The sequence below is a fragment of the Collimonas sp. NPDC087041 genome (assembly GCF_044745265.1).
GTDB lineage: Bacteria > Pseudomonadota > Gammaproteobacteria > Burkholderiales > Burkholderiaceae_D > Collimonas.
On sequence record NZ_JBIUZX010000013.1, the window covers coordinates 94,584 to 120,880 of the forward strand.

General features: G+C 58.4%; 24 protein-coding genes. 19 read left to right on the forward strand and 5 right to left on the reverse strand.

All coding sequences use genetic code 11. From position 1 onward, the window contains the following. Positions 1-23: 23 nt before the first annotated feature. The 3 genes from ACIPF8_RS20825 to ACIPF8_RS20835 all read left to right on the forward strand — a co-directional run bounded on the left by ACIPF8_RS20825 (position 24) and on the right by ACIPF8_RS20835 (position 2,470). On the forward strand, positions 24-1,910 hold the full coding sequence (locus tag ACIPF8_RS20825; protein ID WP_400424772.1) for a protease pro-enzyme activation domain-containing protein: 1,887 nt from the start codon (positions 24-26) through the stop codon (positions 1,908-1,910). Between the two features lie 84 nt (positions 1,911-1,994). Further along, positions 1,995-2,192, forward strand: a complete 198-nt coding sequence (locus ACIPF8_RS20830) for a hypothetical protein (RefSeq protein ID WP_400424775.1) — start codon at positions 1,995-1,997, stop codon at positions 2,190-2,192. A 62-nt stretch (positions 2,193-2,254) separates the two neighbouring features. After that, entirely contained in the window at positions 2,255-2,470 is a 216-nt protein-coding gene (locus ACIPF8_RS20835) for a hypothetical protein (RefSeq protein WP_400424778.1), read from the forward strand. A 63-nt stretch (positions 2,471-2,533) separates the two neighbouring features. On the opposite strand, the gene ACIPF8_RS20840 is transcribed toward ACIPF8_RS20835, so the two are convergent. Beyond that, complete coding sequence (locus tag ACIPF8_RS20840; RefSeq protein ID WP_400424780.1) at positions 2,534-2,935, reverse strand: YXWGXW repeat-containing protein; 402 nt, start codon at positions 2,933-2,935, stop codon at positions 2,534-2,536. A gap of 440 nt (positions 2,936-3,375) precedes the next feature. Between ACIPF8_RS20840 and ACIPF8_RS20845 the strand changes: the two genes are divergently transcribed. Both ACIPF8_RS20845 and ACIPF8_RS20850 read left to right on the forward strand, forming a co-directional pair. Then, a complete protein-coding gene (locus ACIPF8_RS20845) occupies positions 3,376-4,026 on the forward strand; it encodes a glutathione S-transferase family protein (protein WP_400424783.1) in 651 nt (216 codons plus the stop codon). Between the two features lie 131 nt (positions 4,027-4,157). Continuing rightward, positions 4,158-4,517, forward strand: coding sequence for a DUF1304 domain-containing protein (locus tag ACIPF8_RS20850; RefSeq protein ID WP_400424786.1), 360 nt, complete (start codon positions 4,158-4,160; stop codon positions 4,515-4,517). Between the two features lie 13 nt (positions 4,518-4,530). On the opposite strand, the gene ACIPF8_RS20855 is transcribed toward ACIPF8_RS20850, so the two are convergent. Together ACIPF8_RS20855 and ACIPF8_RS20860 are read right to left on the reverse strand one after the other, a co-directional pair. Continuing rightward, a complete protein-coding gene (locus ACIPF8_RS20855; RefSeq protein ID WP_400424789.1) occupies positions 4,531-5,070 on the reverse strand; it encodes an NADPH-dependent FMN reductase in 540 nt (179 codons plus the stop codon). Positions 5,071-5,208: 138 nt separating this feature from the next. Further along, positions 5,209-5,460, reverse strand: a complete 252-nt coding sequence (locus tag ACIPF8_RS20860) for a hypothetical protein (RefSeq protein WP_400424792.1) — start codon at positions 5,458-5,460, stop codon at positions 5,209-5,211. 253 nt (positions 5,461-5,713) lie between these two features. Here ACIPF8_RS20860 and ACIPF8_RS20865 point away from each other — a divergent pair, with 253 nt between their 5' ends. The 3 genes from ACIPF8_RS20865 (at position 5,714) to ACIPF8_RS20875 (ending at position 8,394) form a co-directional block, all read left to right on the forward strand. Next, complete coding sequence (locus tag ACIPF8_RS20865; protein ID WP_400424795.1) at positions 5,714-6,016, forward strand: 4a-hydroxytetrahydrobiopterin dehydratase; 303 nt, start codon at positions 5,714-5,716, stop codon at positions 6,014-6,016. Positions 6,017-6,051: 35 nt separating this feature from the next. Then, positions 6,052-6,822 (forward strand): SDR family oxidoreductase, encoded by a 771-nt coding sequence (locus ACIPF8_RS20870; protein ID WP_400424928.1) that lies wholly within the window; start codon positions 6,052-6,054, stop codon positions 6,820-6,822. Between the two features lie 774 nt (positions 6,823-7,596). Further along, positions 7,597-8,394: a DUF1223 domain-containing protein gene (locus ACIPF8_RS20875; protein ID WP_400424798.1), complete on the forward strand. Its 798-nt coding sequence runs from the start codon at positions 7,597-7,599 to the stop codon at positions 8,392-8,394. A gap of 29 nt (positions 8,395-8,423) precedes the next feature. Here ACIPF8_RS20875 and ACIPF8_RS20880 read toward each other — a convergent pair whose 3' ends face one another. Next, complete coding sequence (locus ACIPF8_RS20880; protein WP_400424801.1) at positions 8,424-9,428, reverse strand: flavin reductase; 1,005 nt, start codon at positions 9,426-9,428, stop codon at positions 8,424-8,426. 193 nt (positions 9,429-9,621) lie between these two features. Here ACIPF8_RS20880 and ACIPF8_RS20885 point away from each other — a divergent pair, with 193 nt between their 5' ends. The 5 genes from ACIPF8_RS20885 to ACIPF8_RS20905 all read left to right on the forward strand — a co-directional run bounded on the left by ACIPF8_RS20885 (position 9,622) and on the right by ACIPF8_RS20905 (position 18,582). After that, positions 9,622-10,419 (forward strand): TatD family hydrolase, encoded by a 798-nt coding sequence (locus tag ACIPF8_RS20885; RefSeq protein ID WP_400424804.1) that lies wholly within the window; start codon positions 9,622-9,624, stop codon positions 10,417-10,419. 53 nt (positions 10,420-10,472) lie between these two features. Next, positions 10,473-12,887 (forward strand): DNA internalization-related competence protein ComEC/Rec2, encoded by a 2,415-nt coding sequence (locus tag ACIPF8_RS20890; protein WP_400424807.1) that lies wholly within the window; start codon positions 10,473-10,475, stop codon positions 12,885-12,887. Between the two features lie 113 nt (positions 12,888-13,000). After that, on the forward strand, positions 13,001-13,816 hold the full coding sequence (locus ACIPF8_RS20895; protein ID WP_400424810.1) for an alpha/beta hydrolase: 816 nt from the start codon (positions 13,001-13,003) through the stop codon (positions 13,814-13,816). A gap of 74 nt (positions 13,817-13,890) precedes the next feature. Next, complete coding sequence (locus ACIPF8_RS20900; RefSeq protein WP_400424813.1) at positions 13,891-16,320, forward strand: penicillin-binding protein 1A; 2,430 nt, start codon at positions 13,891-13,893, stop codon at positions 16,318-16,320. Between the two features lie 225 nt (positions 16,321-16,545). Beyond that, positions 16,546-18,582, forward strand: coding sequence for an alpha/beta hydrolase family protein (locus ACIPF8_RS20905; protein ID WP_400424816.1), 2,037 nt, complete (start codon positions 16,546-16,548; stop codon positions 18,580-18,582). A 44-nt stretch (positions 18,583-18,626) separates the two neighbouring features. Here ACIPF8_RS20905 and ACIPF8_RS20910 read toward each other — a convergent pair whose 3' ends face one another. Further along, a complete protein-coding gene (locus tag ACIPF8_RS20910; protein WP_400424818.1) occupies positions 18,627-20,273 on the reverse strand; it encodes an isovaleryl-CoA dehydrogenase in 1,647 nt (548 codons plus the stop codon). A gap of 269 nt (positions 20,274-20,542) precedes the next feature. On the opposite strand from ACIPF8_RS20910, the gene ACIPF8_RS20915 reads away from it, so the two are divergent. The 6 genes from ACIPF8_RS20915 to ACIPF8_RS20940 all read left to right on the forward strand — a co-directional run bounded on the left by ACIPF8_RS20915 (position 20,543) and on the right by ACIPF8_RS20940 (position 26,264). Next, the gene (locus ACIPF8_RS20915; protein ID WP_400424821.1) at positions 20,543-22,678 is read left to right on the forward strand and encodes a DNA polymerase III subunit gamma/tau; all 2,136 of its coding nucleotides are present in this window, start codon (positions 20,543-20,545) and stop codon (positions 22,676-22,678) included. 174 nt (positions 22,679-22,852) lie between these two features. Continuing rightward, positions 22,853-23,173 carry a YbaB/EbfC family nucleoid-associated protein gene (locus tag ACIPF8_RS20920; protein WP_400424824.1) on the forward strand — a complete coding sequence of 107 codons (321 nt, stop codon included), beginning with the start codon at positions 22,853-22,855 and terminating at the stop codon, positions 23,171-23,173. A 19-nt stretch (positions 23,174-23,192) separates the two neighbouring features. Further along, positions 23,193-23,483: an antibiotic biosynthesis monooxygenase family protein gene (locus ACIPF8_RS20925; RefSeq protein WP_400424827.1), complete on the forward strand. Its 291-nt coding sequence runs from the start codon at positions 23,193-23,195 to the stop codon at positions 23,481-23,483. Between the two features lie 14 nt (positions 23,484-23,497). Beyond that, positions 23,498-24,094: a recombination mediator RecR gene (recR, locus tag ACIPF8_RS20930; RefSeq protein ID WP_400424830.1), complete on the forward strand. Its 597-nt coding sequence runs from the start codon at positions 23,498-23,500 to the stop codon at positions 24,092-24,094. A gap of 217 nt (positions 24,095-24,311) precedes the next feature. Next, entirely contained in the window at positions 24,312-25,349 is a 1,038-nt protein-coding gene (locus tag ACIPF8_RS20935; protein WP_400424833.1) for an ABC transporter substrate-binding protein, read from the forward strand. 105 nt (positions 25,350-25,454) lie between these two features. Continuing rightward, positions 25,455-26,264, forward strand: a complete 810-nt coding sequence (locus tag ACIPF8_RS20940) for an ABC transporter ATP-binding protein (RefSeq protein ID WP_400424836.1) — start codon at positions 25,455-25,457, stop codon at positions 26,262-26,264. Positions 26,265-26,297: the final 33 nt, after the last annotated feature.

The following is a 26,297-nucleotide window of genomic DNA, read 5'->3' on the forward strand; positions in this document are numbered from 1 at the left end:
TCAATTCAATAGGAATAAGCGATATGAAATCGAAAGTACTAGCAGGAAATTTTGCGATTCCCCAGGTTTCGGCTTTGTCATTAGCGCTGTCCCTGGTATTTGCATCCTTGTCCGTCCATGCTGCTGTGGCGGATACCAGCACTTGGGTAGCAACCAAGACCCAGGCATTCTTGCCGCAAGTGCAAGCGAATCAGAAAAGCCTGGCGGCTGACGCTAGCGTCGCAACGCCAGCTGCATCGGCGGTGCAATTGGCGCAAGGCGAACAGGTCCATGTAACACTGAGCCTGAACCTGCGCAACGAAGCCAAACTCGACAAGTTCCTGCAAGACCTGCATACGCCAGGCACTGCGTCCTATGGCAAATTCTTGAAGCCCGCGCAGTTCGCTGCGTTGTATGCGCCGACGGAAAAAGATGTAGCCGCGGTGGTTGCGCACTTGAGCAAGTCCGGCTTTGTCAACATCCGGATTTCGCCTAACCGCCAACTGGTGTTCGCAGACGGTACAGCTGCTACCGTGCAAACCGCATTCCGCACCTCGCTCAAGCGCTTCCAGCAAGATGGCCGCAATGTGTTCGCCAATACCGACGCAGCGCAAGTGCCTGCAGCGCTCGGCAATATCGTCGGCTCGGTGCTCGGCTTGCAAAACGTCGCAGTGGCCCAGACTCATCATCGCTGGATACCAAATACAGAAGGCAGCGTAGCGCTGCAAGCCAAGGCGAAGGCCAAGCCAAGCGCAACGCCGGTAGCAACGCCGCACAGCCCGGCACAGTTCCCGTCGATTTATAACGCTGGCTCGACGCCGACCGCATCCAACACAACGGTCGCCATCATCTCCGAAGGAAATATCGATCCGACGATCACCGATCTGGGAACCTTCACTTCAGCCAACGGCTTCGCCACCGTCAACACCTCGGTGGTGCAAACCGGTCCTGCCGGCAGCGATTACAGCGATACGTCCGGCCAGGTCGAATGGAACCTGGACAGCCAGACCATCACCGGCACCTCCGGCGGCGCAGTACAGCAGTTGATATTCTACGCATCGCCAGACATGAATTTCAGCAGCATCACCGCCTCCTATAACCAGGCAGTCAGCGATAACCTGGCAAAAGTGATCAACGTCTCGCTCGGCGGCTGCGAATCGGATACGCATAGCGACGGCACCCAGGCCGCTGACGACAACGTGTTCAAGCAAGCCGTGGCGCAAGGGCAGACCTTCTCGATCTCGACAGGCGACGCCGGTACCTACAACTGCCAGACCAGCTCGATCTCCGGCGCACCAGGCGTGCCGAAGAACAAATCCACCTATGACGTCAGCGAGCCAGCCAGCTCGCCTTATGTGATCGCTGTCGGCGGCACGACCTTGTACACCACATCCGGCGCCTACAGCAGCGAAACCGTCTGGAATGAAGGATTGAGCGCGATTGGCGTGTACGACGCCAATGGCGATTCCGATCCAACCAAGCGCCTGTGGGCAACCGGTGGCGGCTACAGCAAGTACGAAGCAGCGCCTTCCTATCAATCGGGCGTGATCGCGGCCGGCAAGACTACCCGCGGCCTGCCTGACATCGCATTCGATGCCGCCAGCGCCAGCGGCGCCACCATCTACTACAACGGCCAAACCGGCACAGTAGGCGGCACCAGCCTGGCAGCGCCGATCTTCACCGGCACTTGGGCGCGTCTGCAATCGGCCAACGGCAATGCGTTGGGCTTCCCGGCAGCCAGCTTCTACAAGTATTTCCCGCTGGCTGCCAATGCTGCGCTGCTGCACGACGTGACTTCCGGCACCAATGGCGCCAGCAGCTCGTACGGCTACAAGGCAGCCAAAGGCTGGGATGCAACCACAGGCTTCGGCAGCCTGAACATCGCCAACCTGAACACCTTCATCCATAACACATCGGATTTTGCTCGTTGATGATGCGTTGTTCTTGATGTAGGGCAGTTCGCCCGGAGGACCGAGCAGGTCTTCCGGGTGTTAATTGCGTTCGGGGAGATGGAAATGAACCGGTCGAATTTAACCTGGATTGTTGCGGCGCTGATCCTAGGCGCCTGCGGCGTTTATGCGGTATGGCTAACGGACGGTGGTGGAATGGATGCGAGGGCGGCTGTTGCGATCGGCGCACATGGCGTCAGTGACAGCAAGCCCGTGGCTGCCAGTGCCCAGGAAGCCGTCAACATCAATCCATTCGGAAAATAGCCGCATCGGATTTCAGGACGAATACCTGTATTGGCAAGAAATCGTAGAAGGAGCAATCAGTCATGACCGCATATCTGCAACGACAAGACCGGCTGGCGTTGGTGACGCAGGCTACCGCCAATGTGACCGGTAAGCGCTTTTGTTCGCATCATCAAGGTGAGGTGCCAGTGGCAGAGGGCGAATTTGTCATCCGAAATAAATCCAAGCGCTGGATTTGCTTTCGCTGCCAGGAGCGCAGCCGGCTGCGCCGCGATGCGATCGATAAACGGCCTGGATAATTTTAGTTGGAAAATCGGCGGCAGCTACCTTATGGCTCTGCCGTGTAAATCAATCGGCCAGGTTCAGCGAAACGCTGCCAGCGGATCGTAACGTGCTTCGACGCCGTCATCCTGGCCCTTAACTGTCAATCCCGATTTGATAAAGTTCACCGATGTGACGCGCCATCCGCCGTGTTGCAGCTTCCAGCCGTGGATGACCTTCTGCCATCCGGGTTTCTGATACTGCTGGTCTTGCCGATCCAGCTCCCAATGACCCGCTTCCCATACATACCAGCCACCGACATAATTCCAGAAGCCTGGACTCCACACCATACCGGCCCGTGGGCTAGGCGTGATTTCGTCTTTGGATGGCGGCGGCGCGTTCTTCAGAATAACGTTGATTTCTTCGGACTCCTTGGGAGGCGAAGATATGAAATTGGAAAAGCGTCCGGCGATGATGGCGGCGATGCTGAGTGGGTGTTTCAATTTGCGCTCCTGAATGTGTTCAGTGCTATCGATTGTACGAAGTCAGACGCCAGAAATTGTGTCCCGTGCATTTGCTTACACTTTTCACATTCAACTTACAGGCGGAATCTGTTAAATCGATCTGAGAATTGACGTGCGCCGCATCGATTTCCTCTATGAAAAAACCTCATCCACAGGGCATAATTGACATGACCGATATGGCTTAATGGGTGTTGTAAATAGATTAAGTAATGGCGTCGATTGACACTGGAAATGGAGTATTTCGACTAACCGGAGCGCGCAATATTGCTTGCATGTTTCCTACTGTATCCGACACTATCGTGTGCAGCTGTCCGCGACCGGATCGCTGGCATGAATTGCGATATATTTTTGGCCACAAACGGCCATCAGAAAACGTGGTTGGCTTCCACGGAAATATAACGATAAAAGGGACACTCAACATGGCATCGAATCGTCGGGTTACGTTTTTTCATTCGCCCAACACGCGTTCAAGCGGCGCCCGTATCCTGCTGGAGGAACTGGGCGCCGATTACGAACTGCACGCGCTCAACATGAAAGCTGGAGAGCAGCGCCAAGCTGCGTATCTGGCGATCAATCCGATGGGCAAGGTGCCCGCCATCAAACATGGCGATGCGCTGATCACCGAGCAGCCAGCGGTGTTCCTGTATCTCGCCGACCTGTACCAGGATGCCGGCCTGGCGCCGGCCCTGGACGATCCGCTGCGCGGACCGTACCTGCGCTGGATGGTGTATTACGGTTCGTGTTTTGAGCCGGCCTTGATCGACCGTGCACAAAAGCATGCGCCGACCCCACCATCCACCTGCCCCTACGGCGATTTCGATGCCATGTGGAAGACCCTGACCGACCAGCTGGAGAAAGGGCCATACATCCTGGGCGAAAAATTCAGCGCCGCCGACATCCTCTGGGGGACAGCGCTGACGTGGACCACAGCCTTCAAGCTGGTGCCGCTGACACCGTTGATCCAGGCCTACATCGGCCGCATCAATGCGCGCCCGGCAGCCAAGCGCGTGGCGGCACTGGATGCCGAGCTGGCGGCGTTGCATGCCAGCCAGGTCGCAGCCAAGGAATGAGGGAAGGCCGGCGACAGACATGCCGTCGTCCGGCCGGCGTTTGATCGTGTTCGTAGTAAATCAAAGTGGCCAGGCGCTGCCAGATATGGCATCGGCCGTTGCATTCACAATAAATAAAAAGGGAGTTTGTCTTGAATACTGTCGTCAACCTGTTGATCGCGCTGGTCGCTTTGCTGCATGTTTATTTCCTGGTGCTGGAGATGTTCCTCTGGGATAAACCGTTCGGCATCAAGACTTTCCGCCTGACTCCGGAATTTGCCGCAGCATCGAAGGCGCTGGCGGCCAATCAGGGTTTGTATAACGGCTTCCTGGCGGCCGGACTGGCCTGGGGCATTTGCCTGGGCGCGCCCGGTTTCTCGATCAAGGTGTTTTTCCTGGCATGCGTGATCGTCGCCGGCATCTTTGGTGCACTCACCGCCAGCCGCAAAATTTTCTTCATCCAGGCATTGCCGGCGCTGATCGCTCTGGCGTTGCTGTTCATCGTCCGCTAAGCGACGGAAAAAATTAGTGCGGGCTCGATGGCGGTGCCAGCACGGCCTGGCGTAAAGCCGTCAAGGCTCCACGCAGTGCTGCGGCAATCTGCGGATGATCGACGATCTGTTGTTCATCGAGGTGCGCGCCTAGAATCGGCAGGGTGATGGAAGCCTCATCGACAATGCGCGCCGACATCACCGTGACGACCTCACGCAAGGCTGCCTGGGCATGCACCGCGCGCGGCGATGCGTTCAACAAAGCCAGCGGCTTGAACACGAACGCTTCGCAACTTACCATCCAGTCGAGTGCGTTTTTCATGACGCCGGTAATTCCATGCGCGTATTCCGGGCTGGCAATCAGCAGTGCATCGGCCGACACGATCCGGCGACGCAATTCAGCGACAGCTGGCGGATCGTCGGCTTCAAGATCCGGGTTGAATAGCGGCAGTTCACCCAGGCCAGGGTAAAGCTCCACTTCGATGTCATCCGGTGAAACACGGGCGAGGGCACGCAGCAAAGCGGAGTTGAGGGAGGCGGCGCGCAGGCTGCCGGAGATTGCCAGGAATTTCATGTTGCCCAAGGGAATGCATACGGGCTCTCATTATGCCAACATGCCGTGTTGTTTGCCGGTAATGGCATTCTTGGTTTGTCGGCTTGCAAGAGAAAACCCGCGCAGATCAGGTCCTGCGCGGGTTTGCAGCGGAACGGCTTATTTGGCGGGTGCAGGTGCGGCCGGCGCGGCAGCATGCGCGGCTGCTGCTTGGTCGGCTGCCTTCTTGTTGGCCAGGTGACGTCCGGCCACGCAGCCGCCGACTGCGCCAATAACCGCATGATGACCGGCATAGTGGCCGGCTACCGCGCCTACGGCGGCACCCTTGATACAGCCTTTGGCGCTGGCGGCGCCGGAAGCGCCAGCCAGAGCGAGCGCGCAGAACAGTGCAGCAGTGATTTTCGAATTCATGGTGGCTCCTTTAATTGACGAGGACGGATATCGCAACTCGTTGATGGCAACTCATTAACGCCGATGGCGCGGCAGCTGGTTGACAGCACTTCGAAAAAAATCTTGCCGTTACAATTGTTGATCTTTTGAGGCCGCGCCGCAAGGGGGCGGTTTTCCCCTGTGCCACGCCCAGGCAGTGGCAGCCGGTAGATATCTTTTTCTCATTCCATCGCTTCCGGTTATAGAATTGGAGTTTTCACGAACGGATATTCCAATGCCACACTCTACGCACATCGGCGCCGCCGCCGCGATTCAAGGCCTCAACGGTTGGACTGCTGTCGACGGCCGCGATGCGATTCAAAAGACTTTCCTGTTTGCCGATTTCAACGCCGCCTTCGGTTTCATGACCCAGGTAGCCTTACTGGCGGAAAAAATGGATCATCATCCGGAGTGGTCGAACGTCTACAACCGCGTGGTCGTGCTGCTGACTACCCACGACGCCAACGGCGTCACCGACCTCGACCTGCGCCTGGCGCAATTCATGGAGCGCGTGGCCAGCGCTGCCGTCAAAAATTGAGCACGCATGCGCCCAATACCCCGCCGCTAGCCGACATGACACAAGCCGTGGTGCTGATTACCGGTGCCGCCAAACGGGTCGGAAGAGTGATCGCAGAACGCTTCGCGCAAGCAGGCTATGCGGTCGTGGTGCACTACGGCAGTTCGCAACAGGATGCGCTGGATACCGTGCAGGCCATAGAGGCCGGTGGCGGCGTGTCGTTGCTGCAGCAGGCTGATCTGCAGGATCCGCAGCAATTGCAGGCGATGATTGCCGCGACATACGCCCGGTTCGGCCGGCTCGATGTGCTGGTCAATTGCGCTGCGATTTTTTTCCCGGATACGTTGGCTGATTTCGCATTGGAAGATCTGGAGCGTTCGTGGCAAGTCAACTGCCGCGCGCCGCTGCTGCTGACCCAGGCTTTTTATCAGCAAGCACAGCAACGCGGACAGCAGGGCGTAGTGATCAATGTCGTCGATCAGAAAGTACGCGCCAACTTTCACCCCGAGGATTTCAGCTACACCGTGGCCAAGGCCGCGCTAGGCAACCTGACCGCAATGCTCGCGATGTCCAGCGCTCCAGTACTCAGGGTAAACGCCCTGTATCCCGGCCTGATGACCCCCAGCGGCGACCAGACCCAGGCCGATTTCGAATACTCCTCAGCCCGTTCAACGCCGCTAGGTTACATCGCCCCAGTAACCGAAATCGCCGACGCCATCCTGCTGCTGACCAGACCATCATTCAACGGCGCCGAATTCGTAGTCGACGCCGGCCAAAACCTGGTACGCGTAGACCGCGACGTAATCAACCTCTATCGTGCGCCTTGAGGTCAGGTGGAGGATCGTTGTAGTGAAAAGCTGAGAGGTCACCGGGCGGACCCTGGCTAGCATCCAGGGAGTCGTAACCGTTTTAAGTAACGTTCGGCGAATAGGGCTGATGCGCCACCGCACTTACTCCGTGGTCCGTTAAATGGGGTCAGAGTAATTTTCGCAAGAAGCCGCGAAAAAAAACTCTGACCCCATTTAACTGCTCGGGGTTGGTTTTGATGTTGAAGTTGTTTTTGACGCTGCTTTTGAATTGGCTTTTGACGTTGCCGTTGCTTTTGACTTTTCGCATGCTGACGTTGCCAAATGGGACGGGTGACAGTCGGGAATTATGGGACACATGTTTGAGCGAAGCGAGTTTGTGTCCCATCCGACTGGCGCACGGCTCATTTGGGGACCCGCCGAAGGCGGGCAACGGCTGTGCGATCGCCTTTTTGCTTACTTTTTGGCGAAGCAAAAAGTGAGCGGCTGCCGGGCCGCCCCCGGCAAGTCTCCACGGAGTAGCAACCGTTTTAATTAGAATCAGACGAACAAAGCTGATACACCACCGCACTCACTCCGTGGCCCGTTAAATGGGATCAGAGTAATTTTCGGCAAAAGACCGCCGAAAAAAAACTCCGACCCCATTTAACTGCGTGGGGGCGTCGTTGTCGATCGAATGGTGGTGTGCGCTTCCCACGCGCCGCCCGGTGATTCGCTGCACAAGAGCATAAAATCTGTAAGGAAGCTGATCACTGTACGACTAAACCACAACATTCATCAGCCCTGGAGACCAAAGTGCGAATTCTTGTCAACCTCACCAAAACCATGGCCCTGGCCGCATTGGCCGCAAGCATCCCCGCCATCGCACACGCCACCGACTACACCGCCCAAAGCCCCGCCAACCGCGTCGCCCTGGTAGAACTCTATTCCAGCGAAGGCTGCAACAGCTGCCCGCCCGCCGACCAATGGCTATCCAAGCTCGGCGCACAAGCCAAGTCCAACAGCATCGTACCGCTCGCCCTGCACGTCGACTACTGGGACAACCTCGGTTGGAAAGACCGCTTCGGCGACCACCGCTTCACAGTACGGCAACAAGAACTGGCCGCATTCACGAATAGCCGCGTGGTGTACACCCCAGAAATTTTTGTCGGCGGCAGAGAGCTAAGGCGCTGGAGCTCCGGCAGCGCCTTCGACGGCGCAATCAGCAATATCACCGCGCAAGCCGCGCCGGCGGATATCTCGATCAAATTGGCTTCGACGACAGCGCGTACATTCGACCTGAGCTCCAATGTCAAATTGCGCCAGGATTCAAAGGACAGCCACAACGCCTATGTCGCGCTGTATGAAAACAAGCTGGTATCGAAGGTGTCGGCGGGCGAAAACGGCGGTGTGACCTTGCATCACGACTATGTGGTGCGGCGCTGGCTCGGGCCATTCGCGCTGAAAAACGGCGTTGCGCAAATCCACGAGAAAATCGCATTGGACAGCATCGCGCCCGATATCCGCGCCGATCATTTCGGCATCGTGACGTTTGTGCAGAATGCCGTCAGCGGCGAAGTGCTGCAAGTGGCCAATCTGGTGGTCGATCGCTGAATCAGCCGCCAGATTGGATTAAACAAGCATCACTCGTCGAGCTTGTCGTAGCCCGGCAGGTTGATGAAGCGGCGCAGCAGCGTGCGCATGGCGATGGCGTCGACGGTGCCCAGGTTGGCCAGCATCTCGGCTTCACTTTGGCGGCCGGCAGTAGCAATCTGCTGCGCCAAATCCTGCCCCAGCGGCGTCAGGTAGAACAGCCCGCGCGCGTGATGGTCGCCCTGATCCACTGCAATTTGCAGCAGTCCGCGCGCGCTCATGTCGTCCAGCACATGCAGCAACGGCGAATGGCCGGCATACACGAACAGCCGGTTCAATTCTTCCAGGCTGCGGCCCTGGCGTGCCGCCAGCGCGTTCAATACGAAGAACTCGGTATCGTTCAAACCGTGTTCGGCGCCGAATGCGCGTAATTTTCCGTACATCTGGAAATAAGCGGTGCCGAGCAGGTAGCTCAATGAATTCTCGTCGCCGCCGTTTGATGAGGCGGTCGCCTTGATCAGCGCTTCGGCCTCGTCGGCCAGTTCCTTGCGGGTGGCGATGGCGTAGTTGCCGCGCTGATAAACCAGCGGCGGCATGTCCGAATGTTCAAAGTTCATGACTTCGCCGACCATGATGATGTGGTCGCCGCCATCATAGCGATAGGCGGTTTTGCATTGCATGCGGGTGGTGCAGCCAGCCAGTAAAGGTACGTCGCCGAGGCCGCGTTCGATAGTTAAGCCGGCGAACTTGTCGTGGCCGCGCTTGCTGAAATGCGTGGCGAGTTGATCCTGGTCATGCGACAGGATATGCACGGCCCAATGTTCGGCCTGTTCGAAAGCGGGCAGGCTGTTGGATGATTTGGCCAGGCTCCACAGCACCAGCGGCGGATCGAGCGAGACCGAGTTGAAGCTGTTGGCGGTGACGCCAACCAGCGTGCCGTCGGGCTGGCACGCGGTGATGATGGTAACGCCGGTGGTGAAGGTTCCCAGTGCATTACGGAATTCGCGCTGGTCGAACACTTGTTGAGGAACCGAAGGCTGGTTTGCGGTAGACATCTGCATTGCTTTCTAAATACTTTTTGGCATCATGTTATCAGGCTCTGGCTTTGCGCGACGGGATTGTTTATACGGATGCCTTATGCAGATGCTTAAACAGCCGGCTGTTGTCACATGCTAGGATATCAATCTATCAATTCTTGCCACTACCGATTGTCGGTATTTTGGCCTCATCATTTCTAAAGGTTCCCGGATGTGGATCGACACGCACTGCCATCTGGATGCCGCCGAATTTTCCGGCGAGCAGGCGCTGGTCGCCGCTGAAGCGGCACAACAACAGGTGCAGTGGATCGTCATTCCGGCAGTCGAGCGCGCCAATTTCGAGACCGTCGCCAGGCATGCGGCGCAGCTGCCAAATTGTGCCTATGCATTGGGCATCCATCCGCTGTATGCACCGCAGGCTGATGAATCCGATCTGCTCGCATTGCGTACGGCAATCGAATCAGCAATGGCCGATCCGCGCTTTGTAGCGATTGGCGAAATCGGCCTGGACTTCTTCGTACCCGGCATGGAACACGGGCCGTCGCGCGAAAAACAGGAACATTTCTACGTTGAGCAGTTGAAGCTGGCGCGCGAATTCGATCTGCCGGTGCTGCTGCATGTGCGGCGTTCGCAAGACATCCTGCTCAAGCATTTGCGCCGCATCAAGGTGCAGGGCGGCATTGCCCACGCATTCAACGGCAGTTTCCAGCAGGCCGAGGCATTTATTCGGCTCGGTTTCCGGCTTGGGTTCGGCGGCGCGATGACTTTCACACGTGCCTTGCAGATTCGGCGCCTGGCGGTTGAACTGCCGATGAGTGCATTGGTGCTGGAAACCGACGCGCCGGATATGTCGCCGGCCTGGTTGCATCCGGAAAAAAACAGTCCCCAACAAATCCCCCGGATCGGCGCGGTGCTGGCCGAATTGCGCGGTATGCCAATCTCCGAGCTGGCTGCGGCGACATCGGCCAACGCCCGCGCAGCCTTGCCGCGATTGGCGGCACTCCGCTAAGTCGGGCCGGAATGCGCAGCGCCATTATCGGGTTCGCGCTTGGAATTGTCTTTTTGCAAACTCAACCGGCATTGCCGGCCAGCTGGATGCTGTGTTGTCTGCTGGTGCTGGCAATCGGAGTCTATGTCGTTGCGAGCAAGATCGGTAATCGGCATGTTGCGCTGCCTTTAAAATTCCTGGTAGGTGCGATATTCGGCTTTGCCTGGGCGGGCTTGTTTGCCCAATACTATTTGCGCCAGGAGTTGCCGACGCAGTGGGAGGGGCGAGACATCACGCTGATTGGCACGGTGGATGGCTTGCCGTCGCATTTCGAGCGCGGCGTCGGCTTTACCTTTGCGGTGGAGAGTGTGCTGGAACAGGACGGCGAGATGCCGGTCGTTCCCGAACGCTTGTCATTGGCCTGGTATCGTCCGGCGACCCAAACATCCTCAGCACCAGGTGACATGGCCGAAGCGAATCTTCCGCTAATCGAGGCGGGTTCGCGCTGGCGGCTGACCGTGCGTTTGAAGCGCCCCCATGGCAACGCCAATCCCCATCTGTTTGACTACGAAGCGTGGCTGCTGGAACGCAATCTGCGCGCCACCGGCTATGTCCGTTCTGATCAGAAGCAGCAGTTGAAAAACCAGTTGCTGACAGCGTTCGTGCTCAGTCCAGGAAATCTGATTGAAGCCGCGCGCAGCAATTTGCGCGACCGCATCTTGCATGCCTTGCCCGATCGTCGCTATGCCGGCGTGCTGGTGGCGTTGGTGATCGGTGACCAGCGCGCCATCGATCAGTCCGACTGGGAAGTGTTCAATCGGACCGGAGTGAGCCACCTGGTCGCCATTTCAGGTTTGCACATTACGATGATTGCGACGCTTTTTGCTGCCGTCATGGGAGCGCTGTGGCGTCGCTCATTTTTTACCAAGGCCAGATTGCCGTTGCTGTTGCCGGCGCAGAAAGTTGCGGCGTTGAGCGGAGCGCTGGCGGCGCTTGTGTACGTGTTGCTGGCCGGATTCGGCGTGCCGGCGCAGCGCACGCTATACATGCTGCTAGTAGTCGCGCTGGCCTTGTGGAGCGGCCGTATCGTCAGCGTCTCGCATGTGCTTTGCGTTGCCTTGGCGCTGGTCTTGCTGATCGATCCGTGGGCGGTGTTATGGCCCGGATTCTGGCTGTCATTCTTCGCTGTCGGCGTCATCCTTTATACCGGGCTGGGGCGCATGCAGCCAGGCGCCGCCGAACAGGCATCGACAGCCGGCAACTGGTGGCACGGCTTCAAGGCGGCCGGGATGACGCAATATGCAGTCACCATCGGTTTGCTGCCATTGACGATATTGCTGTTTGGACGCGTGTCGTTGATTGGTCCGCTGGCCAATGCAGTGGCTATTCCCGTGATCGGGCTGGCGGTTACGCCGTTGGCGCTGGCTGCCTGTGTGCTGCCGGCGCCGGTATCGACCTGGCTGCTGATTGCGGCGCACGCGCTGGTGGAACAATTGGCGGGACTCCTGGGCTGGCTGAGCGCGTTGCCGTTTGCGGTGTGGCAGGCGGCGTTTCCCAGCCCGTGGACGCTTGCCATCGCGCTGCTTGCCACCTTGTGGATGCTTGCGCCGCGTGGCTGGCCGTTGCGCTGGCTGGCTTTATGCGGCTGGTTGCCGTTGCTGCTGGATGGCGGCAGCCGGCCAGGCGCCGGAGAGGTCTGGGTCACTGCGTTGGATGTCGGGCAAGGCATGGCGGTGCTGGTGGAGACGCCTACGCAGCGCCTGTTGTACGACACCGGCCCGGGCTATGGCGGCAAGTCCGACGCCGCCAATCGCATTATCGTTCCGTACCTGCGGGCGCGCGGCATCGATGCGCTGGATGTGCTGATCGTTTCGCATGCCGACATCGATCATTCAGGAGGCGCCTTGTCTGTGATGAACCACATCAATGTGGCGACGGTGTATTCATCGTTGGCCGCGACGCATCCGATTGTCGCGGCCGCCGCCGACCATCGACGCTGCCACGAAGGGCAGGCATGGCAATGGGGAGGCACGCGGTTTGAAATGCTGTATCCGCGACTGGATCATTATGCTGCGCAGCCGGCGAAGAAAATCGACAAACCGAATGCAGTCAGCTGCACCATCAAGATCACGCATGGAGATCAGGCGATTCTATTGCCCGGGGATATCGAGGCGCTGCAGGAAAAGGAGTTGGTTGCCAGCCATGCCGGTCAATTGAAGGCAAGCGTCCTGCTGGCGCCGCACCACGGTAGCGGCACCTCATCGACCGCGGCTTTCCTGAATGAAGTCGATCCGCAAATCGCGCTGTTCCAGGCTGGATATCGCAATCGTTTTCGGCATCCGAAGCAGCAAGTGCTGGAGCGATATCGTGAACTGGGCATAAAGATTATGCGCAGCGATGAGGATGGTGCAATCCTGCTGAAATTCGATACGGGCCTCTCCGCGGTCGCGTATCGCGAGCAGCATCGCCGCTACTGGTATGGCCGCTAGCGCACAGGAATCGGCTTTCGGTTCTGAGCGCAAGCTCTAAAATTCCCTTTGTCGCACCGTTGTTTTCGGTTTTTAATGGGCTCTAAAATTAAATCCGCTTTCTTGTCCCACCTATGAGCTATCCGAAACACCCGATTTTGCACTTCATCCACGGCAACAGCTTCCCGTCAGGTACCTATCGGCAGTTCCTGGACTACCTGCGGCATGACTACGATGTCCGCTCGCTGGACATCCATGCCCATAACCCTAAGTATCCGGTGACCGATGGCTGGCCGGCATTGGTGCAGGAACTGATCGATGAATTGGCTGCGCGTTACGACCAACCGGTGATCCTGGTCGGGCATTCGATGGGGGGCGGCCTGGCGTTGCTGGCGGCGCAGCAGCGTCCAGACCTGGTACGTTGTGTGGTGATGCTCGATACGCCGGTGGTGACGGGTTGGCGCGCCGGCTTGCTGCGCGGCGCAAAGGCGCTGGGTCTGGACAACCGGGTCTCGCAGGCGCGCTTTTCAGCCAAGCGCCGCAACCTGTGGCCGAGCGCGGAAGCGGCCTATCAGCATTTCGCCAGCAAGCAGGTGTTCGCCAACTGGGCGCCGCAGGTGCTGCGCGATTACATCAATTACGGCCTGGAAGAAGAGCAGGGCAATATGGTCCTGCGCTTCCGGCGCGATATCGAAACGGCGGTCTATCGAACCCTGCCGCATGACATGGGGCGGGTGCTGAAGCGCAGTTTTCCGGTGCCGATCGGTTTTGTCGGTGGCGTCGACTCGGTCGAATGCCGGCAGGCCGGCCTGGAGGCAACCAAACGCCTGGTCGGCAAGTTTTTCCGGCAAATTCCAGGTGGCCATCTGTTCCCGATGGAGACGCCGGAACTGGCCGCTGCGACGACGCGGCAGATGATTGAATCGTTGCTGTCGACGCCTCGCGCATAAAGTTAACTGGCCATTTCGACGCCCTTAGCCCTCGCATGTTGTAGGATACAGGGCTATTTCCATCGAATATTGCTATGTCATCAACAAAGAAATCCAATCAAGATGTAAACAAGTCCAAGCAGAGCGGTAGTTTGACCCGCGCACTGCTATTGAGTATCGGCGGCCTGGTGCTGGCCGGCGCGGTCATCGGCGGATTGTTGGTGACCTATGCGCTGGTGGTCATGATGCCGCAACTGCCCGATCTCGACGCCATCACCGATTACCGGCCCAAAGTACCGCTGCGCATTTATACGGCCGATCATGTCCTGATCGGCGAATTCGGCGAAGAGCGACGCAGCCTGGTCAAGCTGGATGACATTCCTGCCGACATGAAGAATGCGGTGCTGGCCATCGAAGATGCGCGCTTCTATCAGCACGGCGGGGTCGATGTGATCGGCATCATGCGCGCTGTCCTGAGCGATGTCATGCACGGCGGCGCTACGCAAGGGGCCAGCACCATCACGATGCAGGTCGCCCGCAACGTCTTCCTGTCGAGCGAAAAGACCTATTCGCGCAAGATCTACGAAATGCTGATGGCCTACAAGATCGAGACTGCGCTGAGCAAGGATCAGATTCTCGAGGTTTACATGAATCAGATCTATCTGGGGCAGCGCTCCTTCGGTTTCGCCGCAGCGGCACGCGTCTATTTCGGCAAGGACCTGAAAGATATCTCGCTGGCGCAAGCCGCGATGCTGGCCGGTTTGCCGAAAGCACCGTCGGCCTACAATCCGGTGGTCAATCCGAAGCGCGCGAGAATCCGCCAGGAATATATCCTGAAGCGCATGCTGGAGCTGAAGTTCATCAGCCAGGAACAATACGACCAGGCCATCGCGGAAGATATCCAGGTCAAGACCAAGGGCAACACCTATAGTGTGCACGCCGAATATGCGATCGAAATGGTGCGGCAGATGCTGTATGCGCAATACAAGGACGATACCTACACGCGCGGCCTGACCGTCATCACCACGCTCAATTCGGCCGACCAGACCGCCGCGTATGACGCGGTGCGCAAGGGCGTGATGGATTACGATCGCCGTCATGGTTATCGCGGTCCGGAAGCCACTATCGAGTTGCCGCCCGCCGGCGATGACCGCGACCAGGCCATCGAGGATGCGTTGCAGGACCGTCCCGACAATGACGACATCGTGCCGGCCGTGGTGTTGAGCGCTGACGCCAAGCAGGTGCAAGTGATGTTGCGCAGCGATAATGCGGTGACCATCAGCGGCGAAGGCTTGCGTCTGGCGGCATCGGCGTTGAGTCCAAAGGCGGGTAAAGGCTTGCGCATCCAGCCGGGTTCGGTGATTCGCGTCATCAATACCGCCAAGGGCTGGCAGATCACCCAGCTGCCGCAAGTCGAGGCGACCATGGTCTCGCTGACGCCACAGACTGGCGCGATCCGGGCATTGGTCGGCGGTTTCGATTTCAACCAGAACAAATTCAATCACGTTACGCAAGCCTGGCGCCAGCCTGGTTCCACCTTCAAGCCGTTCATCTACTCGGCGGCGCTGGAAAAAGGCTTCGGCCCGGCATCGATCATCAACGACGCGCCGGTGTCCTATCCTGGCGGCCCGGGGCAGGATGCCTGGGAGCCGAAGGATGACGACCAGCCCGATGGACCGATGCCACTGCGCACCGGCTTGCAACGCTCGAAGAATTTGGTGTCGATCCGCCTGCTGGATGCCATCGGCGTCAAGTACGCACAGGAATTCGTGACCAGCCACTTCGGTTTCGACATCGATAAAACGCCGCCTTACCTGCCATTGGCATTGGGGGCAGGGCAAGTCACGCCACTGCAATTGGTGAGCGCTTACGCGGTATTGGCCAACGGCGGCTACCGGGTCAATCCCTATCTGATCGCACAGGTGACCGACGCGCGTGGCGTCGACCTGTCCAAGGTTGAGCCGCAGATAGCCGGTCAGAATGCGCCGCGTGTACTCGATGCCCGCAACAGCTACATCATGACCAGCCTGCTGCAATCGGTGGCGCAGCGCGGCACTGGCGCCGGCACCAATGTGCTGCATCGGACCGACCTGGCCGGCAAGACCGGCACCACCAACGATGCGTTCGACGGCTGGTTCGCCGGTTACCAGAACAGCCTGGTGGCGGTAGCCTGGATGGGCTACGACCAGCCGAAGAGCTTGGGCAGCCGCGAGTTCGGCGCACAGTTGGCGCTGCCGATCTGGACCGAATACATGGGGCGCGCGTTGCGTGGCGTTCCTGAATACCAGATGCCGATGCCGGCGGGGATCACCATGATCAACAATGAGTTTTACTTCGATAACTTCACGCCGGGCAACGGCTTCATCGCCTCGCTCGGTTTGGGCGGCGGTAGCGGCGCCCCCATCGACATTGGTCCTGACGGCGTGCCTGTGACGCCGGCGCCCGCGGCAGCCGGCACCCCGGGACCAACCACGAGCCAGGAAGATGAGAAGCAGAACATCCTCAAATTATTCGGCGGTCATTGAGTCAGCATAGAGTCGGGAAGTTAAAGAAACCGGCAATACCCGTTGAGGGTATTGCCGGTTTTTTTTAGCGCTGCGTAGAGGTTTGCTTCAGCTTTGCCAATTGCATCGACGGCAATATAGTTTTTTTATGGAAATAGAAATAAACTGGCTAACTTTCTGTACGGACAGATTGTCTATAACGATCTTGTTGTTTGATAACTAACGGCTAGCCTAAAGGAACATGCAATGCCTTTTCGTACTTTGCAAAGAATCCGGCTTTTTCCAGTTGTACTGATACTGTCTTTTTCTGCGATGTGCGGAATCGCCACGGCGCAAGCCCCGGCCCCAGCTCCAGCGCCAGCGCCAGCCAAACCGCCAAGCGTTCAAAGTTTTTTCGACTACCCGACCCTGACCAGTGCCCAGCTGTCCCCGAATGCGCGCTACGTCGCAATGCTGGTGCCGGCCAAGGATGGCTATGTGCGGCTGGGAGTGATGGATGTCGTCGATCGTGTGCCAAAAGTGATTGCCAGTTTCGATGATGCCGATATCCGGCAGTTCCACTGGGTGAATAACGACAGGCTGGTGTTCGATGCCGGTGACAGGAAAGTCGGTGTCGGCAACCAGACGCAAGGGGCGGGCTTGTATGCGATCAATCGGGATGGCACGGAATTTCGTCAGCTGGCTGATCGCACGGTTGCTTTCCTGCAGGGATCCAGTAGCAGCGTGCGCGGCGCCTTGCCCTGGAATACTTCGTTCTTCTCCACGATTCACGATTCCGACGATATCTATGTCTATCAGTTTGATGTGACGTGGGGCGCGGTCAAGAACCGTTCGGTGAAGCCGACCAATTTATTGCGCCTGAATACCAAAACCGGTCATTCAACGATTATTGATCGCCCTGGCTTGACGATCTCCTGGCTCATCGATCAGCAAGGGGAGCCACGCATCGCCACGACGATAGATGGCGAAATGGAGTCGGTGTTTTATCGTGATCCAGAGAAGAACGCCTGGCGCAAGCTGGCCGAGTTCAACTCTTATACCGGTGATGGCTTCGCGCCGTATTTCTTTGGCCCAGATGGTTCCCTGTATGTGCGAGCCCGGCACGGTCATGACAAGGTGTCGCTCTATCGCTATGACTTGAGCAAAAACAGCATCGATCCTGAGCCGTTGATCTCACTCAAGGATTACGATTTTTCGGGTTCGATTGTCAATAACGATAAAAAGATACTGGGTGTGCGTTTCGAAACGGACGCTGACGATACCAAATGGCTGGATCCGGCAATGCAGGCGATGCAAAAATCGGTCAATGACTTGCTGCCGTCAACGGTCAACCAGATCAGCGTCGCTTATCGTCCCGAGACTTCCTATGTCCTGGTGCAATCGTTTTCCGATGTCCAGCCGACGGTTTACTTCCTCTTCGACAGCGCAACAAAAAAACTGACAATGCTTGGCAATTCGATGCCGCAGATCGATCCGCAGCAAATGTCGCCCAAGGACATGGTGCGCTACAAGGCGAGGGATGGCCTGGAAATTCCGGCCTACCTGACCATGCCGAAAGGCGCCGGCAAGAACAATCTGCCGTTGGTGGTGCTGGTGCATGGCGGTCCTTACGTGCGCGACGGCGCCTGGCGCTGGAATCGTGAAGTGCAGTTCCTGGCATCGCGCGGCTACGCGGTGCTGGAGCCGGAATATCGGGGTAGCACCGGTTTTGGCTGGCAGCATTTCCGCGCCGGCTGGAAACAGTGGGGACTGAAGATGCAGGACGATGTTGCCGATGGCGCCAAATGGGCGATCTCACAGGGCATCGCCGATCCAAAGCGGATTTGCATCGCCGGCGCCAGCTACGGCGGTTACGCCACGCTGATGGGGCTGGTCAACGATCCGTCGCTGTATCGCTGCGGATTCGAATGGGCCGGGGTGACTGACATCAACTTGATGTACGACGTTAGCTGGAGTGACATGTCGAACGAATACCTGCGATTCGGCATGCCGGTACTGGTTGGCGATCAGGAAAAGGACGCTGCGCAATTGAAGGCGACTTCTCCGTTAGAGAATGCGGCGCGCATCAAGCAGCCTTTGTTGCTGGCTTACGGCGGCTCCGATGTGCGGGTGCCGATTGTGCATGGCACGAAATTCCGCGATGCAGTCAAGGCGGGCAATCCGAATGTCGAGTGGATCGAATATCCGGAAGAGGGCCACGGCTGGCGGCTGGAGAAGAATAACGTCGACTTCTGGACGCGTGTCGCCAAATTCCTGGATCAGCAGATCGGCAAGCCGCAATAGCGAGCAATTCGCGTCCGGCCCGATCTCATCAGGCCGGACGATGATTACTGCGGCCAGGCGCGCTGCAAAATCTGCCGTTGCAGATGCGCAGCCGCCAACGTACCGTAGACGCGGCCGCCGGCTGCTTCATTGCGGCTGGCGATGAACGCGTCGGCGATTGCAGTCGGTGCGTGCTGCAGCATCAGGGCGCTTTGGACGGTCAGCACCAGTCGTTGTACAAAGCGGCGCGCCAGCATTTCGCGTTGTTCCGGCGGCGTCGCCAGATCCTTGAGCAACTCATCCAGCATGGCGCGCAGGCCGGCGTGGCCGCTGGCTACTTCGGCCAGTTGTTCCAGCAGCAGGCCAAAGCCGGCCGGCTCACGTTCAATCGCGCGCAGCACGTCCAGGCACATTACATTGCCTGAACCCTCCCAGATCGAATTGACCGGCGCCTCCCGGTAGAAGCGCGCCATCGGGCCGGTTTCGACATAACCGTTGCCGCCCCAGACTTCCATGCATTCGCCGGTGAATTCCAGCGCCCGTTTGCAGATCCAGAACTTGGCTGCCGGTGTGACGATGCGGCGCCAGGCGCGTTGCAGCGGATCTTGCGGATGTTCGAATGCGCTCGCCAGTTGTAGCATCAGCAGCGTTGCGGCTTCGCTTTCCAGCGCCAGGTCGGACAATACGTTCTGCATCAGCGGTTGCTCCGCCAGCAGGCGGCCGAAAGCGCTGCGGTGGCGTGCATGGTGCAGCGCCTGCACCAGCGCCTGGCGCATCAGGCCAGCGGCGCCGATGACGCAATCGAGGCGGGTGTGGTTAGCCATTTCGATGATGGTCGGGATGCCTCGGCCCTCATCGCCGACCATGATGCCGAAAGCATCCTTGAACTCAACCTCGCTGCTGGAATTGGAGCGATTGCCGAGCTTGTCCTTGAGGCGCTGGATCTGGATCGGATTCTTGCTGCCGTCCGGCTGCCAGCGTGGCACGAAGAAGCAACTCAGGCCCATCTCGGTGCGGGCCAGCACCATGTGGGCATCGCACATCGGCGCCGAGAAAAACCATTTATGGCCATTCAGCAGGTAGCCGGCGCCGCGACCGCCACCGCCTTCCAACGGTGTGGCCGTGGTGGTGTTGCTGCGCACATCGGAGCCGCCTTGCTTTTCCGTCATGCCCATGCCGATCAGGATCGAAGTCTTGTGTTCCAGCGGCAGATCGCGCGGATCATGTTGGCACGATAATAATTTTCCTTGTAACGCTGCAAACAGCGCCGGTTCCTGTTGCAGGACCGGGATCGAAGCGAAGGTCATGGTGGTCGGACAGAGCGAGCCTGCCTCGACCTGGGCATGCAGGAAATAGCCAGCGGCGCGCGCTACATGGCTGCCGCTTTGCGGCTTGATCCAGGGCAGGGCATGCAGGCCTTCACGGCGCAGCAAGCCCAGCAAGGCGTGCCAGGACGGGTGAAATTCAACGACGTCGATGCGGTTGCCGAGGCGATCGAAAGTGGCCAGTTCTGGTTGGTGGCGGTTTGCCAGTTCGGCCAGTTGCCAGGTTTCCTGGCTGCCAAGTTCGGCGCCGTAGTGGGCCAGGTCGGCGGCGCGCCATTGTCCTTGCAGGCGCTTCACGCCCGCCTGCAGCACCGGATCGTCTAGGAACAGGTTGTTGCCGTACAGTTCAGCAACCTGATTGTTCATTTCTGGGATTTCCCCTGGCATGATTGATCTCCTGGTATTTTTATCAGCTGAGTGAGCGTTTGATTCCTTATCTTGTCATAGTTTCCGTACCCCCGGAGCGGCGCCGGACCGAGCGTTTCCTCAGTCCGACCATGTCGCCCAGCAGCTTGCAGTCCTTTTTGGTAGAAAAATGGCGGGGCCGGGTGAGTTTAAAAAAGCATGCTGCCCTCGTCTGTCAGGTAAAATGCTGGTAGTTCTTATTAATAAGCATTTCACAACCAACAGCGCATACTCGCTCCCTTCGCTACCATATGTCCTACCAAGTTCTCGCCCGTAAATATCGCCCCAGAAGCTTCGATACGCTGGTCGGCCAGGAACACGTCGTACGGGCCCTGACGCATGCGTTGGAGCAACAGCGTCTGCATCATGCCTATCTGTTCACCGGCACCCGCGGCGTTGGCAAGACGACCTTGTCGCGGATCCTGGCGAAATCGCTGAATTGCATCGGCGTCGACGGCAATGGCGGCATTACTGCTGAACCCTGCGGCGTGTGCGAAGCCTGCGTGGCGATCGATGCCGGTCGCTTCGTCGACTATATCGAGATGGATGCGGCGTCCAACCGCGGCGTCGATGAAATGGCGCAACTGCTGGAGCAGGCCGTGTACGCACCGTCGAATGCGCGCTTCAAGGTCTACATGATCGACGAAGTGCACATGCTGACCAATCATGCATTCAACTCGATGCTGAAAACGCTGGAAGAGCCGCCTGAACACGTCAAGTTCATCCTGGCCACCACCGATCCGCAAAAAATTCCGGTCACCGTGCTGTCGCGCTGCCTGCAGTTCAACCTCAAGCAGATGCCGCCGGGCCACATCATCAGCCACCTGGACAATATCCTCGGGCAAGAAAAAATTGAATTCGAAACGCCGGCCTTGCGGTTGCTGGCGCAGGGCGCACACGGCTCGATGCGCGATGCCTTGTCGTTGACCGACCAGGCGATTGCATATGCCGCCGGCAAGGTCACGCTGGAAGCAGTGCAGGGCATGCTGGGTGCGCTCGACCAGTCCTATCTGATCCGCGTGCTTGATGCGTTGGCGGCCAAGGATGGCGCAGGTTTGCTGGCAGTGGCCGATGACATGGCGACACGCAGCCTGTCCTACAGCGCTGCGTTGCAGGATCTCGGCACTTTGCTGCATCGGATCGCGCTGGCGCAGAGTGTGCCGGCAGCGTTGGCCGACGATTTGCCTGAGCGCGAAGAAATCATTCGCTTGGCTGGATTGTTCGACGCCGAAGAAGTGCAATTGTTTTACCAGATCGCAGTACACGGCCGCAACGAGTTGGGATTGGCGCCGGATGAATACGCCGGTTTCTCGATGACTTTGTTGCGCATGTTGGCGTTCCGTCCGCAGGCCGATGGCAGCACCGTGTCGGCTGCACCGCCGGCCCGGCCGCGCCCTCAGGCTGTTGCTGCACCTGCTGCTGCGCCGGTATCGCGTCCAGCACAGACGGCACAGGCGGTGCAAGTGGCATCCGCTGCACCTGCTGCGGCTCGCTTGAGTAGCGCGCCGCCGACTGCCAGCGTCAGCGCGCCGATAGCGCGTCCCGATACCAGTGGCATGAGTCCGGCCCGAGCGGCGTTGGAAGCGGCGCGTGCCGCGTCTTCGCGCAAGGTCGGTACAGCGCGGCCGGCGCAGCCAGCTGCGGCTACACCGTCGCCAGCACCTGCTGCCGCTCCCGCAGCGGTGACTCGTCCGGCGCCGGTTGCTGTCAAACCAGCCGTAGCCGAATACGTGCCGCAGGTGCCGCAAAATTCTTCCGTGCCGCCTTGGGAAGAAGAGATTCCGCTGCCGATGGATTTGCCGGATACCGATTTTTCCAGTTCGGTGGCTGAAAAAAAAACTGAAACGTATTCGCAATCGATGCCGCCGGCGCGCGCGTCAGGTGGTGCTACGGCCCATCCCGCGCGCCAGCCGGTGCGTGCCGAACCGGTGCCGCAGCAGCCTGTGGCTGCGCCGGAACCACTGCCGCCCTTGGTCCTGCAGCCCGTTCCCAGCCTGAATTGGGATGGCAACTGGCCGTTGTTGGCAGCCAATTTGTCGGTGCGCGGCGTGGCTCAGCAACTGGCGCTGCAAAGCGAACTGGCCAATTGCGACAGTAGCGGCGCCGCCGTGCAGTTCAATTTGCGGATTCCGTTCGCGACATTGCGCTCGGCAGCCGGCAGCGTCGAGAAATTGGCGGCAGCGCTCAGCGAGCATTTCGGCAAGACAGTGAAGGTTGAAACCGAACTGGGTACGGTGCACCATACTGCCCATGCGCAGGCGATGGCGGCCCAGGCTGAACGCCAGCGCCTGGCGGAGCAGACCGCGCAGAGCGATCCGTTCATCCAGAGCATGGTGCGAGAGTTTGGCGCATCGATTGTGCCGGGATCGATCCGGCCGTTGGGGTGAGGGAGTTTTTGAGGTTGAATTTTTGAGGTTGAATCTCACCCCTGTTATTTTCTTTGCAATTTAAACGTTTTTTTATTTGATCAGTCGGGGCAGCGCTGCACGGGAAGTGGAACTCACCACGCTACGGTGGCTCTTAAATCCTGTCCCGCAATGATTTTACTTAGGAGAAGCACCATGATGAAGGGCCAACTGGCAGGGCTGATGAAACAAGCCCAGGCAATGCAAGACAACATGAAGAAGATGCAAGACCAACTGGCCTTGATCGAAGTCGAAGGCGAGTCGGGCGCGGGCCTGGTGAAAGTCGTGATGACTTGCAAGAACGCCGTCAAGCGCGTGGCGATCGATGCTTCGCTGCTGGCCGACGACAAGGACATGCTGGAAGACTTGGTCGCTGCTGCCTTCAACGATGCAGTACGCAAGGCAGAGGCGTTATCTGCAGAAAAAATGTCGGGCTTGACCGCCGGCATGCCAGCCGGTTTCAAGATGCCGTTCTGATTCCACTACGGAAGCAAGAATGATTCTGGAAGTCGCGCCGCTGGATGTGATTGCGGGGAAAGAGGCGATGTTCGAGGCGGCCTTTGCGAAGGCGCAGACGATCATCGCGTCGATGGAGGGCTACCTGTCGCATGAGCTGCAGCGTTGCACCGAACATCCGAACCGCTACATCCTGCTGGTCAGATGGCAGACGCTGGAACACCATACCGTCGGCTTCCGGCAATCGCCGCAATACCAGGAATGGCGCAGCCTGCTGCACCATTTCTACGATCCGTTCCCAACGGTGCTGCATTACGAATCGGTTTTTTGAACGCAAGGTCCGATGTGAAAACCCCCTCCAGCCTTACATTGCTTACTGAAGCCTTGCGTCATCTGCCTGGGGTCGGTCCCAAATCGGCGCAGCGCATGGCGTATCACTTGCTGCAGCATGACCGCGATGGCGCGGCGTTGCTGGGGCGCGCGTTGACGCAGGCGGTCGAGCAGATCCGTCACTGCGCGCTGTGCAATACCTTTACCGAGAACGAGGTGTGTGAAACCTGTCTCGATCCTGATCGCGACCCGACCTTGCTATGCGTGGTCGAAACCCCAACCGACCAATTGATGATCGAACAGACCTTGACCTTCAAGGGGCTGTATTTCGTGTTGATGGGACGCTTGTCGCCATTGGACGGTATCGGGCCCAAAGACATTCAGCTGGAAAAGCTGGTCGGCCGCGCCACCGATGGCGTGGTGACTGAAGTGGTGCTGGCCACCAATTTCACCAACGAAGGCGAGGCGACTGCCCACTACATCAGCGAAACCATGAAAGCCCGTGGCCTGCAGGTGAGCCGTCTGGCGCGCGGCGTGCCGGTGGGCGGCGAGCTGGAATACGTCGATGCCGGCACCATCGCCCGCGCCATGCTGGATCGCCGGGCCACTTAGCGCCTGGCTTTTTCCAACGCCTGGTCGCAATATGAACAAAAAAATATAGTCGCGCCAGCAATCTTTAATTTTGTAACAGCGGTAGTATCATATAACTCGACAATAATTAGAGTGTTTAAAGCCACGCAAGATGGCAGCATAAAAATGACAGAGCGGTGTCACAGACAGCGCCACAACAACCTTGGAATATCGATTGATACTTGAGGAGACAACAGAAATGAAGTTCAACTGGAAGCAGTTCGGCATCGCCCTTTGCCTGTTCCTGGCGGGGTATTTCACTTTCAATGGCAAGCTGTTTGCCCAGACCCCGGAAAAGACCAAGGTGTCGATCGCGGTCGGCGGCAAGAACCTGTTCTATTATCTGCCGTTGACGATTGCCGAGCAGCTCGGTTACTTCAAGGATGAAGGACTGGATGTCCAGATTTCCGATTTTGCCGGCGGCGCCAAGGCCTTGCAGGCTTTGATCGGCGGAAGCGCCGACGTGGTTTCGGGCGCCTTCGAACACACCATCAGCATGCAGGCCAAGAACCAGCATATCGTGGCATTCGTGCTGCAGGGACGGGCGCCGCAAATCGTCATGGGCGTGTCCAACAAGACCATGCCCAACTACAAGTCGATTGCCGATCTGAAGGGCAAGAAGATCGGTGTCACGGCACCGGGTTCATCGACCAGCATGATGTCCAATTTCGTCTTGGCCAAGGGCGGGTTGAAGCCAACGGATGTGTCATACATCGGCGTCGGCGCCTCGGCCGGTGCCTTGTCGGCGCTGCGCTCCGGTCAGATCGACGTGATTGTCAATCTCGATCCAGTCATCACCATGATGCAGCAGGATAATGAAATCCGCGTCATTTCCGACACCCGCACGCTGAAGGATACCAATGCCGTCTTCGGCGGTCCGATGCCAGCTGCGACCTTGTATGCGTCGGCCGATTTCATCAAGAAGTATCCGAATACCGCGCAGGCCCTGACCAACGCCATGGTGCGCGCCCTCAAGTGGCTGCAAAAGGCTGGCCCTTCCGATATCGTCAAGGCGGTTCCGGAAAGTTATCTGTTGGGAGACCGTGCCTTGTATGTTGACGCTTTCATGAAGGTGCGTGAGGCGATCTCGCCGGACGGTTACATCCCTGAAGCAGGGCCGCAAGTGGCGTTACGCACCTTGGAGGCGTTCGATCCCGAACTGGCCTCGAAGAACATCGACCTGTCGCAAACTTATACCAATGAGTTTGTGAAAAAAGCCAACGCCAAATACAAATAACTGCTTGTCGCACTGGTGCATGCATCGTCGCGGGGTGACCGATGCATGACCCAATGCGCTTGCCGGCAGACTGCAGCAAGCCGTAATCAGATCATCCTCGTGCCCATGACTCCAGCTCTCTTTTTCGACAATATCAGTTGCACCTTCGTCTCCAAGGATGATCGCTCCCAGCGTTATACCGCGGTGGCCGACACCACCTTGTCGATTGCGCCCGGCGAATTCGTTTCCGTAGTCGGCCCGACCGGTTGCGGTAAATCGACCTTGCTCAATGTCGGCGCCGGCTTGCTACAGCCGTCCACCGGCAGCGTCAAGGTGTTTGGCGAACCGCTGCTCGGCATCAACCGTCGTGCCGGCTACATGTTCCAGGCTGAGGCGTTGATGCCATGGCGCAGCGCGTTGCAAAATGTGATTGCCGGCCTGCAGTATCGGGAAACCGATGAAGCACAAGCGCGCCAATTGGGTGAGGAGTGGCTGGCGCGAGTCGGCCTGCAAGGTTTTGGCGACCGCTATCCGCATCAGCTGTCGGGCGGCATGCGCAAGCGTGTCGCACTGGCGCAGACGCTGATCCTGGACCCCGATATCATCCTGATGGATGAACCATTCTCGGCGCTGGATATCCAGACCCGGCAATTGATGGAAAACGAAGTACTCGATTTGTGGAGCGCCAAGCGCAAGGCCGTGCTGTTCATCACCCATGACCTGGACGAGGCGATTGCCATGTCGGATCGCGTGGTGGTGCTGTCGGCCGGTCCAGGTACCCATCCGATCGGCGAGTTCGTGATCGATCTGCCGCGTCCGCGCGATGTCGCCGAAATCCGCAATGAGCCGCGCTTTGTCGAACTGCATCAGCAGATCTGGAGCGTATTGCGCGATGAAGTATTGAAAGGCTATCAGCAGCAAAAGAAAGTCGCTTAGCAGCAACCAGAAAAAATAAGGGATAGACAGCAT